Origin of the sequence: Fluviispira sanaruensis (genome assembly GCF_004295685.1) — a bacterium.
Taxonomy (GTDB): Bacteria; Bdellovibrionota_B; Oligoflexia; order Silvanigrellales; family Silvanigrellaceae; genus Silvanigrella; species Silvanigrella sanaruensis.
Genome location: NZ_AP019368.1, coordinates 1,237,287 through 1,255,019, shown reverse-complemented (window position 1 = coordinate 1,255,019; position 17,733 = coordinate 1,237,287). Strand labels below are relative to the sequence as shown.

Annotated in this window: 14 protein-coding genes; 7 read left to right on the top strand and 7 right to left on the bottom strand. The window is 35.2% G+C overall.

Translation table 11 applies throughout. The features are described 5' to 3' along the window. Positions 1–38 precede the first annotated feature (38 nt). The 3 genes from cas1f to EZS29_RS16330 are packed head-to-tail and all read left to right on the top strand — an operon-like array spanning position 39 to position 5,150. Positions 39–941, top strand: coding sequence for a type I-F CRISPR-associated endonuclease Cas1f (cas1f, locus tag EZS29_RS05440; RefSeq protein WP_130607354.1), 903 nt, complete (start codon positions 39–41; stop codon positions 939–941). Next, positions 938–4,711 (top strand): hypothetical protein, encoded by a 3,774-nt coding sequence (locus EZS29_RS05435; protein WP_130607352.1) that lies wholly within the window; start codon positions 938–940, stop codon positions 4,709–4,711. Before cas1f ends, EZS29_RS05435 begins: the two co-directional genes overlap by 4 nt. A 43-nt stretch (positions 4,712–4,754) precedes the next feature. Then, positions 4,755–5,150, top strand: coding sequence for an SdpI family protein (locus EZS29_RS16330; protein WP_130607350.1), 396 nt, complete (start codon positions 4,755–4,757; stop codon positions 5,148–5,150). Positions 5,151–5,152: 2 nt separating this feature from the next. Here EZS29_RS16330 and EZS29_RS05425 read toward each other — a convergent pair whose 3' ends face one another. Together EZS29_RS05425 and EZS29_RS05420 are read right to left on the bottom strand one after the other, a co-directional pair. Further along, positions 5,153–5,947: a transporter substrate-binding domain-containing protein gene (locus tag EZS29_RS05425; RefSeq protein ID WP_172603792.1), complete on the bottom strand. Its 795-nt coding sequence runs from the start codon at positions 5,945–5,947 to the stop codon at positions 5,153–5,155. 20 nt (positions 5,948–5,967) lie between these two features. After that, entirely contained in the window at positions 5,968–6,747 is a 780-nt protein-coding gene (locus EZS29_RS05420; RefSeq protein ID WP_130607346.1) for an exodeoxyribonuclease III, read from the bottom strand. Positions 6,748–6,862: 115 nt separating this feature from the next. Between EZS29_RS05420 and EZS29_RS05415 the strand changes: the two genes are divergently transcribed. Continuing rightward, a complete protein-coding gene (locus tag EZS29_RS05415; RefSeq protein WP_130607344.1) occupies positions 6,863–8,041 on the top strand; it encodes a cation:dicarboxylate symporter family transporter in 1,179 nt (392 codons plus the stop codon). Between the two features lie 6 nt (positions 8,042–8,047). Here EZS29_RS05415 and EZS29_RS05410 read toward each other — a convergent pair whose 3' ends face one another. The 5 genes from EZS29_RS05410 to EZS29_RS05390 all read right to left on the bottom strand — a co-directional run bounded on the left by EZS29_RS05410 (position 8,048) and on the right by EZS29_RS05390 (position 14,040). Then, positions 8,048–8,584, bottom strand: coding sequence for a response regulator (locus EZS29_RS05410; protein ID WP_130607342.1), 537 nt, complete (start codon positions 8,582–8,584; stop codon positions 8,048–8,050). A gap of 300 nt (positions 8,585–8,884) precedes the next feature. After that, complete coding sequence (lipB, locus tag EZS29_RS05405) at positions 8,885–9,541, bottom strand: lipoyl(octanoyl) transferase LipB (RefSeq protein ID WP_130607340.1); 657 nt, start codon at positions 9,539–9,541, stop codon at positions 8,885–8,887. Continuing rightward, positions 9,542–10,834: a phosphonate ABC transporter, permease protein PhnE gene (gene phnE / locus EZS29_RS05400; protein WP_216678721.1), complete on the bottom strand. Its 1,293-nt coding sequence runs from the start codon at positions 10,832–10,834 to the stop codon at positions 9,542–9,544. After that, positions 10,834–11,631 (bottom strand): phosphonate ABC transporter ATP-binding protein, encoded by a 798-nt coding sequence (gene phnC, locus EZS29_RS05395; RefSeq protein WP_216678720.1) that lies wholly within the window; start codon positions 11,629–11,631, stop codon positions 10,834–10,836. The genes phnE and phnC overlap by 1 nt, the downstream gene beginning before the upstream one ends. Before the next feature lie 33 nt (positions 11,632–11,664). After that, positions 11,665–14,040: a lytic transglycosylase domain-containing protein gene (locus EZS29_RS05390; protein ID WP_172603791.1), complete on the bottom strand. Its 2,376-nt coding sequence runs from the start codon at positions 14,038–14,040 to the stop codon at positions 11,665–11,667. 40 nt (positions 14,041–14,080) lie between these two features. On the opposite strand from EZS29_RS05390, the gene EZS29_RS05385 reads away from it, so the two are divergent. The 3 genes from EZS29_RS05385 to EZS29_RS05375 all read left to right on the top strand — a co-directional run bounded on the left by EZS29_RS05385 (position 14,081) and on the right by EZS29_RS05375 (position 17,712). Continuing rightward, a complete protein-coding gene (locus tag EZS29_RS05385; RefSeq protein WP_172603790.1) occupies positions 14,081–14,977 on the top strand; it encodes a sensor histidine kinase in 897 nt (298 codons plus the stop codon). Next, positions 14,937–15,662 carry a response regulator transcription factor gene (locus EZS29_RS05380; protein WP_130607333.1) on the top strand — a complete coding sequence of 242 codons (726 nt, stop codon included), beginning with the start codon at positions 14,937–14,939 and terminating at the stop codon, positions 15,660–15,662. Before EZS29_RS05385 ends, EZS29_RS05380 begins: the two co-directional genes overlap by 41 nt. A gap of 187 nt (positions 15,663–15,849) precedes the next feature. Then, positions 15,850–17,712, top strand: coding sequence for a bifunctional homocysteine S-methyltransferase/methylenetetrahydrofolate reductase (locus tag EZS29_RS05375; RefSeq protein ID WP_130607331.1), 1,863 nt, complete (start codon positions 15,850–15,852; stop codon positions 17,710–17,712). Positions 17,713–17,733 lie beyond the last annotated feature (21 nt).

Sequence of the window (17,733 nt, the reverse complement as noted above, 5' to 3'; positions counted from 1 at the left end):
ATAAATTTTCTTGTCAACTTTAAAAATGGAAAAAAACTATGCCTATACTTGCAAGTCACAAAGAAGGTCTTGTTTACTTAGAACATGCAAAGATTTTTGTTAAAAATGACATGGTTAATTTAGCAAAAAGAGAAGAAGCTATTGAAAAACATTGGACAATTCCTATTGCAAATACCTGCGGAATTCTTTTAGGACCAGGGACATCGCTCACACAACAAGCTGCCAAAAAACTTTCGAAAAATAATGTAATAGTTGGTTTTGTTGGTGGAGGGGGCGTCCCTATTTTTTATGCATCACAATCAGAATATCGAAAAACAGAATATTTACAAGCATGGATCCGTATGTGGCCGTATGAAAAAGAAAGATTAAAAGTTGCAAAAATATTTAATAATATCCGTATAGAAAATATTCGAGCACAATGGGAAATTTTTTTCTCTGGTGAAATAAATCCCGACAAAGAAATCGATATCTTTTATAAAAGAACTTTAAAAAGTACAAATATTAATGAATTGATGTCCAGTGAAGGGCATTTTGCAGACTCACTCTACAAACTTTTAAAAATTCATTTTAATGAACCAAATTTTAAACGCATCCGAAAAACAGACAAAAAAGAAAAATTATTAGGCACCAATTCCCTACTCACAAATGGAAATTATTATGCTTATGGCCTAGCAGCTTGTGCATTATGGACTTTAGGAATTCCACATTCCATGCCTGTTTCTCATGGCAGAACTCGCAGAGGAGCGCTTGTCTTTGACCTTGCAGATTTGGTAAAAGATGCTTGTGTCATGCCCCAAGCTTTCATTTCAAACTCACTGGGACACACGACAGGCAAATTCAAAAGCGAGGTTTTAGAAAATTTAGATAGGGCAAATGCACTCGTCTGTATGTTCGACTCTATAAAAAATATCTGTGAACTTTATCCAGAGAAGGCTTTATGATTATAATCGTAATATCAGAATGCACAAAAAAGGCCTTGCCCAAAACAAGAAAAATATTAAGTCATTATTTTTGGCAAATGGGCCGCAGAACTTGGATGGGAAAAATTTCCGAAGAAGGTTTAAAAGATGTTGAAATAGAATTAAAAAAAATTGTCACCCGTCAATCCTCCATTGCAATTTGGCGTATGATAGGACGGAAAAAGTATGAATTGCTTCATCAATTAGGTAACAAAAAAAGATTTAATGAAAAAGGCCTATATGCATGGTCAACAAAAAAATTAAAACCCTTAGATCAAAGTTTAATTGAACAAGAAGAAATAACTAAAAACTTTAATTTTTCTATAGCAACCACCCTTGTGAGTTTAGCTGCTTTATTTCACGATCTCGGGAAAGGAACAGTGGGATTTCAAAAAAAGCTCAGTCAAACCAATCCGAAACTTATGGGCGATCCTGTGCGCCACGAAGTCTTAAGCTGTTGGATATTAAATTCTGTCTTCAGCCAAATTCCAGACAGCGATAGCCAAGAAGAAAAGTGGTTAGAAATATTTTCTTCGCCTGAAACATTGAAAGAATTATTTATAAAATATCCTCAATTGGATTTAAACACGCGAAGTGATAATTTAAAAAATGAAAGAATCAAACCCGCTCTCTCACCTTGGAATGACTTTATAAAAATACTCCCCAATGGAGAAAAAAATAATTTCCCAAATTTAGAAAAAAAGTATTTAAGTTTAAAGGAAATAATTCTTTGGCTTGTCTTGTCTCACCATAAACTGCCTGAAGGAAATTACTTAACAGTTCCAAATGCAGCTGGTATAGAAAATTTACAAAAGATGTATTTCCGTTACGAAAATAAAAGCTCTTCAATTGATTACAAAAAAGAACTTGAAGGGAATTATACAAAATTGGCAGCAGGTGAGCAGCCTTGGGAAAATGCGGAATGGCTTAATAAGGTAACAACTCAAGCAAAAAAATTGTTCGATCTTTATAAAATAATGGAATATAAAAACATACAAGAATTCTTACCATCTGTTTATTTACTCTTAAGACCCGCACTTATACTTGGCGACTATAATGCAAGTGCAAGAAAAGTAGTCACTGCAGTTTCCCCAGAAAAAAACATTATTTATGCCAACACAAAAATGGAAAATAATGAAAAATTGTATTGTGACTCTTTGCCAACTCATTTATTAAAAGCAGAAGAGGACTCTCAGAATTTTATAAAATTATATCATCATATATTAAATAAAGAGAAATCTTTCCCAATTGTTTTATTTAAAGGACAAAAGCCAAACTACGAACAGATCAATTCTTTTACTTGGCAAGATGACTTCGCAAAAAAAATTGAAAATTTGCGCAAAGACAATGACAACACTCCCTTTTTCTGTTCCCTCTTTGCAGGCACGGGCAGTGGGAAAACGCTCGGGATTATAAAAACAATGCAAGCCATTGCCCCAGAAGTCGGTCAAGCGCGCTACTCCTTAGGAGTCGGTTTGAAAACTTTAGCCACCCAGACTGCGCATGAGTACTGGAATAAAGAAGGAAGAATAAAATTAAAAAAAGAAGACCTTTTGGTTTTTATTGGTGATCGCATTGCCCGCAACGAAGCAGAGAGAGTTCTCGAAGAATATAAAGAGGCAAAGGAAGAGAAAAAGGAGTTCAATGAAGAAGAATTGGGAACCTCAAACTCTTTAATAGACAAAGAACGACTTGAGATTTTCTCCGAATTTGATGGTGGTGCAGAAAATATTGTTGAAGAAATAAAAAATTATTCAGCCCTTTCTGAAAAAGATAAAATTATTTTATCAACCCCTATTACGGTTGCGACCATAGATCACTATATCCCCGGCTCAGAGTTGTTATCGGGCACCGATGCAGGCATGTCACTGCGCCTTGCAACAAGCGATTTAGCCATCGATGAAATTGATTCTTTTTCTTATTCCGATATTCCAGCAATGCAACGCCTGATTTTTTTCTCAGGTTATTTTGGCCGCAGTGTTCTTTTGTCATCAGCCAGTATGAGTTTTGAACTGAATAAATCTTTTTTTTCTGCTTGGCAAAAGGGACTTACTGCAGGGAATTTATTGCGTACAAAAAAAATAACTCAATTTGGTTATGCCTTTGCTTCTGAAAATTTCCAAAATTCCTGTGCGCACATACAAACACTGAACAGTGAAGTTAATTTTAATCATATATTACAATCTTTTTTAAATGGACAGATTGAATATTTAAATAATCAATTCCCCCGTCGCACTCTCAGTGCCAATATCACACTTCAGCAAATAGAAAGAAAATATGAAGAAGATATAAGAGTTTCATGGTTTAAAAGTATACAAAAACAAGTGATATCCTTTCATAAAACCAATGCAAATCCAATTGTTGTGAATGAAAAAGATTATAATTTTAGCGTTGGCTTCACCCGCTTTAACCAAATCCCAGTTGCGCAAAATTTTGCTCTTTGGCTTTCTGCGAATGCAACTATTCCAGATGATAATTTTTGCTTTGTCGTAATAAACTATCACTCGAAATATTTGCGTATTGACCGCAGTATTATTGAAAATTATTTAGATAGAAATTTAAAATGGATAGAAAATGATAACAAATATGTTGCAAAACTTTTTTCAGATGAAACCCTTCTTAAGTTTATTGCAAAGAATTCACAACACAAAAATATTTGCTTAGTTGTTTCTACAACCAGCATTCAAGAAACGGGTCGCGATCATGACTATGATTGGTGTATTTTAGATCCCTGTTCCGTTAAGAGCCTTGTCCAAGCAGCAGGTCGTGTGCGCCGACACAGAAAATGGGAATACAACACTCCCAATATTGCAATCCTCAACGTTCCTTCACAAGTTTGGTTTTCTGAAAAAGAACAAAAAAATATAAATGACCCATGGAGTTTTCCAGGATTTGGCGATTATAAATTATTTTCACAGCCACTTTTTTTACTGTTAAGACAATTTCCAATTGAAAAAGCTATTCCAAAATATACGGGGCCAATGAGCAAAGCAAATAATATTACAAATCCACATAAAGATTTAATTGAGAGAACAAAAAGAAAATTTACCCATCTTGGCATTCAATTTCCAATTGAATCTCCTGAAAAAGGATTTTCAGAGAGTGAAAGCTTTTTAAATACCAAAAAAATAACGAAGATCGACGCACAAGAGTCTTACTTTTACCCAAAGAATTTAACTGATAATCCTGCACGATGTTATGCAGAAATATATGAAAAATGGTATGCGGATGGTTTTAATGAAAATACTTGGAGTGGGACCAATATATTATCCAATTACATTCTCAATTTATTCCAACATTCACATAAAATGACTGAATTCAGACAGAGTGATATCAATTCAACAAAAAAAAGGACAAGTATAAAATTAATTTACACCAAAAATAGAGATTATTACTTTATTCAGCCCTTTGAAGGTAAATTTTGGGAAATTCGCAATAAAGAACGCCACGAAAAATGTAAAGCTCTCTTAAATATCAGTGTCGATAATTTTGAGCAACTCAGCAACAATGTTTTCATTGGCAATAGCAAATATTTTTTACTCAAGCTCCCCTTAGAAGGATTCAGCTCCGATGTTTTGCAGAAAATAAAAGATATTAAGGATACAAAATGCAAAGAAGAAATTCGTGAATCGTACGAAAGACTTGAACTAAACCTCAATCGCGATAAAGAATATGCGCTCATAAATGGTGAATATAAAACAGAAGCTATGTATATTCGAGAGATTGGACTTTATTATCCACTTAAAAAATAAATTCGGATTTTAATAAAGTCCTTTTTAAATAAGGAACACAATTATGGAGAATAAACTATTTTTAGATAACATATTATTTTTTATTTCGTACTTATTACTTATTGCTATTTTTTATACTATACAATTTTTACTTAAAAACCCAAAACACCAGTTTAAACGCAATCGATTCTTCGGTCATCGCACAGATGTATCCTTGAAATCTGATAAAAACTGGAAAATATTAAATCTTTATAATTGCAAATACACACTTATATTTCTGCACATTTTTAATTTTATTAACTTAGCATTTATGCTGGTAAAATATTTTCTAAACAAGCTAAGTATAAATAAAGAAATTCTTTTTTACTTCAGTTTTGTCACTTTAATACTCTTACTGATAACTGGATTATTCATAGTTTTTATAACTATGTTGAACTTAGAAAAAAGATTAAAAATATAATTTTATTTTTGCTTTAATTCCGCACGCCATTCGTCGGTTTCTAAATAATATTGAACAGCTTCTGCATAGCCCCCATTCTTTTTCCATTCACTTAAAAATAAATTGAATTCTTTTAGCAAAGATTTGTCTTTTTTTCGAATACCGACAGCTAGATCTTCATAATTTATTTTGTCTGATAAAACATGTAATTTTTGCTTGTGCTCCTGTTCGGCCATAAGGGAAAAAATGGAGTCCTGAGCAAAGGCGTCGGTGCGATTCTCGAGCACAGCTGTAACAAGATCGGCATTGGTATCAAAGCGATAGATTTTAGCGAGCTTTAATACTTTTTTGAGAAAGAAATCGGCGGTATTACCAGTTTTTACTGCAATTTTTACCCCCTCTTTATCGAGGTCAGTTAATGTCTTAAACTTTTCTTTATTTTTTGCAGAGATAACGAGAGAGTTACCACTTTTATAAATTGGATCACTAAAACTAATGACTTTCTCTCTCTCTTTGGTAATAGACATACCACCGGTAATAAAATCACATTTCCCAGCTAATAAAGCAGGAAAAACACCTTCCCAGCGAATATCGATCATATTTAATTTAACATTTAATTTCTTTGCAAAAAGTTCAAACATGCGGATGTCAAAACCAATCCACTTACCACTTGAAGATTTTACTTCAAAGGGTGCATAGCCTGCCGAAGTACACACCTTTAACTCTTTTTCTTTTTTAATACGCGCAAGCGTTTGGGAATATAGGTTAAAATGAGTAAAAAGGCACAGCAATGAGAGCAATAGAGTGATTCGTTTCAATTTCTTTTCTCCAGTCTTATTTAAGGGAACGAGAGATCGAGCGAAATAGGGCAGTGATCAGAACCATAGACATCTGAATGTATCCCTGCTTTCGATATATTGTTTATAAGATCTTCTGAGACAAAATGCGAATCAATTCTCCAACCAATATTTTTTTCACGCACACCTTTCCGGTTACTCCACCAAGTATAATGCCCACCATTTTTTTCAAATAATCTAAAGGCATCCAGATATCCCTCGGCAAGAAAATCAGTATACCATTGTCTTTCTTCCGGTAAATATCCTGGGTTTTTTTGATTTTGCTTTGGATTTGCTAGGTCAATTTCTTTATGTGCTATATTTATATCTCCACCTAAAACTATAGATATATTATTTTTTCTAAGCTCGATTAATTTACTTTGCAACTTTCTGCAAAAAGCGAGCTTATACTCAAGACGCTTTCCTTCAGGCTGGCTATTTGGAAAATAGGCGCTGGCATAAAAAATATCATTATGAAAAAAACCTAAAAATCGCCCCTCCTTGTCGAACTCAGGATCACCAAGTCCCATCTGGATATCTGTATTGGAAAAAGGCAGCTTTGTGTAGATTGCTACTCCACTGTAGCCTTTTTTCTCGGCGGGATGCCAGATGCTTTTATAGCCAAATGGTTCAATTTGTTCAGGATTCAGCTGTTCTGGCAAGGCTCTAACCTCTTGCATAAAAACGATATCTGCCTGTGAGTTCTCGAGCCAATTAAAAAAGCCAGCTTTAGCAGAAGCACGAATACCATTCAAATTCCAAGAATAAATTTTTAGCGACATGAATTATTGACTCCCAATATTGATTTAGCTACAGCTATTCTTCCTATTACCTGGGAATCTTCGATTCCTTTTAGGTATGCTGCTGAGAGTATAAAATTTAGACCAAGGTTGCAAAATGCTAAGACATATTTTAAAAGTTGCGAATAGTATCATTTTTAAACTCGTACTTGCTCTTCTGTTTGGCTTATTTGCGGGAAAATATTTACCGCAAGAGGTACAAGCTACACTCTATTCCATCAGTTTGAGCTTAAAAGACATCCTTATCTTTATTTTACCATTTATTATTTTCAGTTGTATTTTTTCTTGTTTACTCTCATTTAAATCCGATGTATTCAAGTTTATTATAGTCTTAATTCTTTGCATTTGTTTATCAAACTTTATTTCCACAATCATAGCGTTTAACGTAAGTCATTTAGCCCTATCACACTTAGATAATTTCTCTAATATTAACCAAGAAGGCCATACCTCCCTTAAACCTTTTTGGAATTTATCACTTCCGTCTCTTATTTCGAACAATGTAGCTTTATTTTCTGGTTTAGTTGCAGGACTTATTTTTTCGAAGTTTCGTAACAAACGGGTTGATGTTTTCGCAGACAAAATGCGTGACTCAGTTACATTATTTTTAAATAAAGCTTTTATCCCAATTTTACCTATTTTTGCTCTTGGTTTTATTATAAAACTCGAAAGCGATGGTGTTTTAACACAGATATTAAGTTCATATCTTCCTCTTGTACTTGCAATAATTATCACACAGTATGTTTATATTTCTCTTTTATATTTCATTGGCGCCGGCTTTAATATTAAGCAATTCATATATTTTGTTAAAAATGTCCTACCTGCAGGAATAATGGGTTTCAGTTCAATGTCGAGCATGGCAGCACTGCCACTGACAATTCAAGCTGCAGAAAAAAACACAGGCAATCGAGATCTTTCTAGAACGATAGCGCCTGCCACAGTGAATATCCATTTGATCGGTGATAGTTTAGCCATACCTATGATTGCCCTCGTTATAATGAGCACATTTGGCCCTGGATTTCCGGATATTTCAACGTTCCTCATATTTTCATTTTACTTCGTGCTGGCTAAATTTGCGGTTGCAGCTGTCCCAGGCGGAGGTATTCTCGTTATGATAACCATCCTCGAAACACAGATGGGTTTTACCCCTGAAATGAGTGGATTGATTACAGCAATCTATATTTTGCTCGATCCAATCATCACTTCAGCAAACGTTTTAGGCAATGGTGCATTTGCTATTTTGACCACAAAATTATTTGCAAAAAAAGCAGCTGAATAGTTGAGATTATGATTTATTCGTCATTTTAAGTTCGAGAAGAGATTGGACAGTTGCAAAGATTTTCCTTTGTTTTTCATTATCCAATTTCCTGAATTTATCAATCGTGATATTGCCAAACTCACAAACTATAAACTCGAGAAATTTTTTTCTATCTGTCACAAAATGATACATTTCTATAGCACGCTTGACTGTGTCTTCAAAGATGACTTTATCACTCTGTTTTTCAAGAAAATCATAAGCACCATTACGCATACACTCTTTTATGACTTTTAAATTGTCTTCACCCGTAAAAACTATGAGTACAGTGGCTAATTTTAAATTTTTAACAGATTTTAGCACGTCTAAACCAGAAACTTTTGGTAAATTTAAATCTATGATTGCAACTGAATAATTTTTTTCAGTTAGCTCTCGGACGGCATCACTTCCGTCGTACACTTGGCATATATTTTTAGAAAATTTCTTAAGTGTTTGAAAAATAAGCTTTTGAATATCTTTATCGTCATCAGCTACAAGAATAGATATTTCGTCTTCTACACCGTACATATAAAAACCTTTTTATAAAAATTTCTTCACATTTATCGGCTGAAAAAGTAACAAGCGTATTGGTACTTACCAAAGTGCCAAACTTTTGACTAAATTGTTAATTTGCTTTGCTTTATATAAATATTTATTAATTATTTCATTAGATTTATCTGACAAAAATGGATTTTCAATATTAATTTCAGTTCTTGTATCCAATTGACTTTTTCTAAGGCAGCTTTTATTTGTGGATGATTGAAGAAATTTTTTTTATCTCATTTCTCTATCAACAAAAGGGATTTTATATCTGAGAATATTATAATTTTAATTTAATAATTTATGTATTTCTTCAGCCAATATTTTTTCAACTTTTAGGTAGTCAATTCTTGCTAAAGGGAGGTTTTGGGATACAGAAAGTTCATCAACAGCCATTTGTAAATTTATGACACCTCTTCCTCTTAAACCACAAGGGACAATTGAAGAAAAAGTTTCAAGGGAGTTTGTAACATTAAAAGCGATACCGTGTTTTGTCACTTTATTTGCGATACGAATACCGACTGCTCCGATTTTATTCTGCCCCACCCAAACTCCTGGATTGATTTCATCACGGGTCACAGAAACACCAAATTGTGCTGCTGTGGAAATCATAGCCTCTTCCAATAAATTTACATATATACGTACAGATTTATTCAGTTTATCCATATGTACAATAGGGTAAACAACAACTTGTCCAGGTTCGTGGACAGTCACGCTTCCCCCTCTATCGATTTTATGAAAAGCAATTCCTTTGAACTTCAATTGTTCTGGGGGGATTTTCATATCATCGTAGAGTTCACGTTTGCCCATAGTGACTGTGGGCGGATGCTGCACGACAAGCAACACACCCTCACGTTTTGGTTTCTCTACGATTTCTTGATGGAGTGACTCCATAATACCGAGGGCGTCACTGTAAGTTAACAAACCAAGGTAACGAATTTCCATTTATTGAATAGCCTCACGTATACGTGCAGAAAGGAAATCCATGCACCAAACGACTAAGAAAATAAGGAATGCTAGGCTTCCCACCTGTGTCCAACGCGCAAGCATTTGCTCTTGGATAAGGATACTACCGATACCGCCTCCTCCAACAAGACCAATCACCGTCGCCATGCGCACGTTGATATCCCAGCGATAGATTGTGAAAGCTAAGAAGGGCAGAATAACCTGTGGAACAACGGCATACCAGACGATTGCTACACGTGTCGCACCTGTCGCTTGGAGAGCCTCAATGGGACCTTCTTCAACTCCTTCAACGGCTTCAGAGTACTGCTTTACAAGACTCGAAACGCTATGAATCATAAGAGCAAGGGATCCAGCAAATGGGCCAATGCCTATCCAAACAGAAAAGAGTATTGCCCAGATAAGTGGTTCTATGGAGCGGGTGATATTCATATAAGAACGAATAAGGACATAAACAAAACGCATCATGCGACTGTGACGTGTTAAGTTTCGTGATGCAAAAAAGGATAAGACAAATGCAACTGGAACACTAAAAAATGTTGCTATAAATGCAAGATAGATAGACTCTGCTAGTTTACTGAGAGCTTTACTAAAGTAACTTAAATCGTTTGGTTGACACGAAACTGAAAAAAGATCGACTTGATTTGCAAAGAAAACATTATGTAACTTTACGAATAAATTTAGGAACCATTGCATAGCATCATATAGAGAAGATGAACCAATATTCTCGCCTACACCTGGAATACCACACGCCAATTGCAAACTCAGGCGCCCAGCTCCTAGCAGACCATCAATTTGGAAAATTTTGGCTATGCTCACATTGGTTAAAACCCAACCTGTAATCACTGTTACGATAACGAGGATAAGAGCTTCGATTCGTGCCCATTTCCAATGTTGAGTTAATTTTAAAGAATCTTCTGGGTTATTTACTTGTAGTTTAGATATACTTGCAATCCATGAACCAAAACCCTTACACTTCATTGAAATTCCGAAGCCAATAAAAGCTCCAAGTGCCATGATATTAAAGAACCAAGACCATGGAAATTCAAAGTAACGGCTATCATAATCGAGAGATTCAATAATTTTGAGCGCTGTTGCGTTAGGTGGATCATTATAAGCTAAATATTCGACTCCGGGTAAAATAATAGAACATATTAAAACTTTCGTTAGGAATATAAGAAAATATCCCCACACAAACATTTCAATAACAACACCAGCAATTTGTCTTTTACGACGTTCAGATTCAATTACGGGAATATAGGAAGGAAATTGCATTAGTGTATCTCCACTTCACGAGCGTCAGCGCCATAGATATCTTTAAACCATTTTTCAGTGATGTCCGTTGGTTTACCCTCAAAAACCAATTCACCATTTTTCAATGCAATCACATGTGTGGAGTAATCTCGAACTAAACTTAAAAAGTGCAAATTGCAAACTACTGTAATATTATGTTTTTGATTTAAGTCGCGGAGATAATTCATTACGGAATAACTTGTGGAAGGATCGAGAGATGCGACAGGTTCATCTGCTAGCAGAAGATCGGGATGTTGCATAAGTGTTCGCGCAATAGCCACACGTTGCTTTTGTCCGCCAGATAAGCCATCTGCACGTATCAGTGCTTTATCTTCAATTCCAACAATACGGAGTGCTTGATAAGCTTCTTCAATCCATTTTTCTGGCCATTTTTGAAAAATACCGCCCAAGAATTTATTTTCGAGTTGTCCCAAACGTCCAGTTAAAACATTATTTAAAACATTTCTTCGATTCACTAAATTGAAATGTTGAAAAACCATGCCAATTTTTGTCCGAGCTTCCCTCAATTGATGCTCTTTTATATGCGTTATATCACGTCCTTCAAAAATAACGGATCCAGATGTTGGCTCATGAATTCTGTTAATACAACGTAACAAAGTTGATTTTCCAGAACCGGATAATCCTATCACAGCCAGAAATGCCCCCTTGGGAACGTTAAAGCTCACTCCCTTCAAAGCTTTTGTTCCATTAGGATAAGTTTTAACAAGGTCTTTCACTTGCAAAATAAACTCGTAATCTCGTGCTGGCTGAAATGTCACGCAAAAACTCCTCAGTTTTCTAATCAATCTAAGCTAAAAAATATCTAAGCTTGTATTAGGACTCGGTACAGACTCCCCAAATTCCAAGTTATAGCCGTCGCCTATTCCTAGTTGTACTCTGTAATACATGTCAAGGTATCCTAGAACTTTTGCAACGTATTTTTTTGTCTCTTGATATGGAATATTTTCATAAAACTCATCTACTGTTAACCTATTATTTTGATTTATCCAACGATTTACAGCCTCTGGCCCACTGTTATAAGCTGCAGTCGCTAATAAGTAATTTCCGTTATAAATGGTCAGCAACATTTTTAAATACCATGCCGCAAATGCAATGGACTGAGAAGGACTCTTTAACAAGCTGATATTAAAGTTATCTTTCCCAATATTATCCGCGATATTTATACCGGTATAAGGCATGATTTGCATCAATCCTATTGCCCCAACTGGACTTTCCGCACGTGGAATATAATGCGATTCGGCCCGCATGATAGATAGGATCCAAAAGGGATCTAAATCAAGTAGTTTCGCAGCTGAAATAACATCTGGCCAATAAGCTAACGGAAAATTAAGCTTCCAAAAGTTCGTTTTCTCTGTCCACACTTCTTTATAACTATAATCATCTATAGGGTTTGCAAAGGAATTGCGCGCAAGATCTCCTGCATTTTTATAGTCATAAGAAGAATATGCTAAATTAGCTAAAATGATAGCTTCATTCCGTTTTAGATTCTTATTCTTAAAATCTTCAATATATAATGAAGCAATATTAGCTAGATCATAGCGCGCCAATCGACGGATATTTTCGAACTTCTTATTTCTAAGTTTTCCTTTAATAAAAGGGTTAAGTTTGTTTGTATAGTAGTCTTTATAGACATTGAGTCGTTCAAGATTTTTTTGCGCATTTGGCCATTTAAATTTATTGAGTCTCCAGCGTGAAAAAATGGGATAGGGGTATTCATCTGTTTTCTCACTGATAGCTTTCAGTTCATTTTTATATTCTAAATTATAATAGTTATTTTTATCTAATAATGACAACCAATACTGAAATTTTGCAACTGGACTGTTTCTCCTATTTATTTCTTTTTCAATATAATTCTTAGCTGTTTTTTCAGCTTCTTTTTTTTGTGATGATAAATAATATTGCCAAAACAATGACCAATTTTGTTCATCATTTGTAGGGAATACATTATTTTGTGATAAGTATTGCGCTGATTCCGTATGCCTTTTGGCAAAATGCAGTGATGAGCTGTATTTTATACGTGCAACTTCAGCAAATTTAGAATTTGGATATTCACTAAAAAGTTCTTTATAATTTTGCGCAGCTTTTACGGGTAATTCTAAGGAATTAAGGACGCGTCCCCTTAAATCAAGAATCTTATCTCTGCTAAAATTGTTATTATACGTTTTTGCAACAATTAAATAGTCCAGCATTTGATTGGCCAAATAGTATTCTCTTGCAATGACAAGCATATTTGCAATTTCAAGAAGTTTCTCTTTTTCATGCATTGGCAAAGAATCGATTTCTTGCTGAGGATGTATTTTATCAGGATTCACACCAATCAAAGATAAAATATAATTTCTTGAATCAGGTTGCTTACCAATTCTTTTAAAAATCTCACGCGATAAATATTGCATACTTTCGTCTCGAAAATACAAACTGCCAAGGCTCCCTCCAGAACATTCAATTGTCGAGAGAATAGCCATGGCATCTCTGCCTGATTTTTCTAACGGATAAAATAAGAGAGGTTTTTTTAGGTAAGATAAGGAAAGATTAGGATCGTTAAAAGTCAGAGCAGCATTCGCTAAAGCTACTAATATTTCATTGAGTTTTTCCCAATTTGTATTTTTATCGATCGCTTTTTTAAATTTATTATAATAATGGATTGATTCCGATTTTAAATTTGCATTCAACAAAGCATCTATATAAAGTGGAGCAATTAAAGGAAATAATATGGACTCAGATCTATGGGCTATTGCTTTTAAGACAAGAACTCCACCTGAATAATCCTTTTTACTTATTAAGTACTTTGCATAAAGTATTTTGAAAATTTCCTTTTCATCAGAATTTAAATATTTAAAATTCTTTTTTAGATTTAAAATAGAAAAATCTGCATATATTCTTAGATCCCCTTCACTAGATAAATTGAGCATACCTAAAAGGGTATATATTTTTTCCTCATTTTTTTTAAGTTTTAAAAATGATTGCTTTAATCCTTCTAAATATTCTTTCTCTCGTTTATCTTTTAATGAAAGAAAATCTTTGTAAAAATTAACATACTTTTTGCCCATAATTTCTGAATTTAGGTTTTCTCTTGCATAAGAAAACTGTATATTCGTAGTGCAGCTTAAAAGTGTTGCAACACAAAGGACTCGTATGATCAAAAAACTCAAATGGCTTTTCCATCCCATATCTATTCTCGTTCTGGCCCAAATTTGTTGGGGACTATTAATGTTTGTCTGGATCAGATGGTACATTCTTAGAAGCCAAGAAATAAATAGCCTTATCGAAAAAATTTCTTTACCAGCAACGAGCTCAGGACAATGGGTCATCCTTGCCCAAGGTTGTATTCTCATGGGGTTTATCCTCATAGCACTCTATATGATCTTTGTGAGTCAACGTAGACTTTCTCGTATAACTAAAATGCAAGATACAATTTTAAGCAGCGTGACACATGAATTGAAAACTCCATTGGCGAGTATACGCCTTTATGCAGAAACAATGTTACTTCGCGCTGTGAGCGAGGAAGAAAAGAAAAAATTTTTACGCCGCACTCTCAGTGAAACAGAAAGATTACAAAGACTCATAGATACTGTGCTTATATCAGCCCGCCTAGAATCAGACAAATCTTCACTTGCTCATGTCAGGGTCAATTTGAGCGAACTCTTTGCAAATTGCTGCAATCAAGTTAAAGATCGATTTTCTGAAAGCAGATCTTTTGACTTTCAATTAAATTCACCCAATGATGAAAAAGAGTTTTTTGTTTGGGGAAATCCCTATCATCTTTCAATGCTATTTGATAATTTGCTTGACAATGCAGTCAAATATACTGAAAAAGGTGGCTCAATTGTCGCAGGAATTTTACAAAAAAAAGAAGTTGTTCAAGTTTTTATCAAAGACAATGGACAAGGAATTGAAAAAAATAATTTAAAAAAAGTATTTAAAAAATTCTACCGAGTCGAACGAAATTCAAAACTCAAAGTACAAGGCTCTGGACTTGGCCTTTCCGTGTGCCACTCAATTGTTAAAGAGCATCATGGAAAATTATATGCCATGAGTGAAGGACTTAATAAAGGAACAACGTTTTATGTCGAACTCCAAAGACTTTCTCCTAATAGTGGAAGATGAAGAAGCAATTGGTGAAGGTTTACAGTATAATTTTGAAGCAGAAGGATTTGAAGTTGCTCTTGTCCCCGATGGAAAAGAAGCTATTTATTTTATTAAAGAACACTATGATAAAATATCCACTATTATTCTCGATCTTATGTTACCACAAGTTGATGGTTATGAAATTTTAAAAAAAACACGGATACTTGCTGAACGTATTCCAATCTTAGTTTTAAGTGCAAAAAGTCTTGAAATAGATCGCGTTAAAGCTTTTGAATTGGGAGCTGATGATTACGTAACAAAACCATTTAGTCTATCAGAAATCATATTAAGAGTTAAAAGACTTGTACAAAGAAGAAAGTGGTATAAACCCAATGGAAAAGAATCGATCCAAAAATTTGGGCAATCTTTATTTGATCCAGAAAGATTAACAATCACATCTGCTGAAGGAATTACATATAGAATTTCTCCGACGGAAGGACTTCTAATTCAAGTTTTTATCGAAAATGAAAATAAAATCCTCACACGCACTGATTTATTGCAAAAGGTTTGGCAATACGAAGCAACAATAGAAACACGAACCGTTGATGTTTTTGTTGGAAAACTTAGAAAATATATTGAAAAAAATGCTGCGAAACCTGCTCATATCATTTCTGTAAGAGGTGTTGGCTACTCCTACGTCACTAAGAACAATGAGAAAAATTGAATCCAATCCTCGGTCACTCTTGTCACAAAATCAAAATCATGTCATGATCATAGAGCGTTGTTGCTTTCAAATTTAATGAATAATTTAAGGACAACGAATTGCCTAAACTCTTTTGTTCTCTCGCCCATTGAGGCTGTGTTGTGTGGTTGTCCACTGTGAGACAAAAATTTATGGAGTGGGTCTTAATATGACTGATCATCGCAATAAAACACCTCAAAGGTGTTGTCGTTCTTTTCGCAAATCCCTTTCTGATGGAGACTGTGTTCTTCTCGGTGGATCCACCGGTTCTCTTCTTTATGAAAAAGGTATATTTATCAATCGATCTTTTGATGAAGTGAATTTGTCTCAACCTGATCTTGTGAGCAAAATACATAGCGATTTTATTGCAGCAGGGGCGCAAATAATCGGGACAAATACCTGGGGCGCAAATTCATTTAAATTAAAAGCATTTGGTTTAGAAAATAAATTCCGTGAAATCAATTTCGCTGGAGCAGAATTAGCGCGCAAAGCCGCGCTCAATCAAACCTGGGTCGCTGGTACTTTGGGACCTTTGGGTGTGCGCATAGAACCTTGGGGACCAACTTCACTCGATGAAGCGCGTGATGTTTTTAAAGCCCAAGCGGAAGCACTTATCAAAGGGGGCGTTGATCTTTTTATAATGGAAAGCTTTGCTGACCTCTATGAAATACAACAAGCCATTCGTGCAGTTAGAGAATTGGGTGATCTTCCTATCATTGCAATGATGAGCGTAAATGAAGAAGGACACAGTTTATACGGAACTGAACCTGAGTGGTATATCCGTAAACTCGATGAATGGGGAGCAGATGTCGTTGGCGCAGATGGAGGAAATGGACCTACCCCCATGCTCGAGCTGCTTAAGAAATTTAAATCATCCACGAAAAAACCAATTATACTTTGCCCGAATGCCGGTCAGCCACGTATGGTTGATGGCCGGCTTATTTATATGGCGAGTCCAGAATATATGGGCGAGTTTGCCAGACAAGCATTTCTTAAAGGTGCACGTTTATTAGGTGGCAGTAGCGGAACTTCGCCTGCACATATAAAAATTATGGCTGGAGCATTGCGCCAAGCAAAAGCATTTGATCAAGTAGAAATAAAGCCGCACGAAATTATAGAACACACGCTCGTGCATCCAACGACTGTGCCTCGCGTGCAACAAAGTAACTGGGCTAAAAAAATAGCTGACGGTGAATTTGTCGTCTGTATGGAACTTTTACCTCCTAAAGGACTTGAAACCGAAAAAATAATTGAACGTTCCGAAATATGCAAAAAACATGGAATTGATGCCATCAATATTCCCGACGGACCACGCGCATCGGCACGCATGAGTTCTTTAGCAACAGCATGTATTATTGAACGAGAAGTCGGTATAGAAAGTATACTGCATTATGCTTGTCGCGATCGAAATTTATTAGGCATTCAGAGTGATCTACTCGGTGCTTCGGGTCTTGGAATAAAAAATATTCTCTGCATCACTGGGGATCCTCCCAAAATGGGGCCTTATCCTAATGCAACTGCAGTTTTTGATATCGATGCCATCGGTCTCGTCAATATGGTAACAAGATTAAATACGGGCTATGACTTAGGTGGCTCGAGTATAGGTCGACACACAAGTATGAGTGTTGGTGTGGGCGCAAATCCTGTGGCAATTGATCTCGAAAAAGAAAAATCCCGTTTCCGTTATAAAGTGGAAGCAGGAGCGGAATGGGCAATAACCCAACCCGTGTTTGACTCTGAATCGCTCTTTCGTTTCTTAGAGTTTTCTTCGCAATTTAGAATTCCAATTATCGCTGGGATTTGGCCCTTAAAAAGCATTCGCAATGCTGAATTTATGGCCAATGAAGTTCCTGGAGTTTTTATTCCAAATAATGTTTTAGAGCGCATGCGCAAATGTAAAACAGCAGAAGAACAGACACAAGAAGGAATACTTATTGCCCGTGAACTTATTGAAGAGATCAAATCATCCGTTCAAGGATTACAAATCAGTGCTCCACTCGGTATGGTTGATTTTGCATTAAAACTTCTATAAAAATTTAAACATATTTTTTGT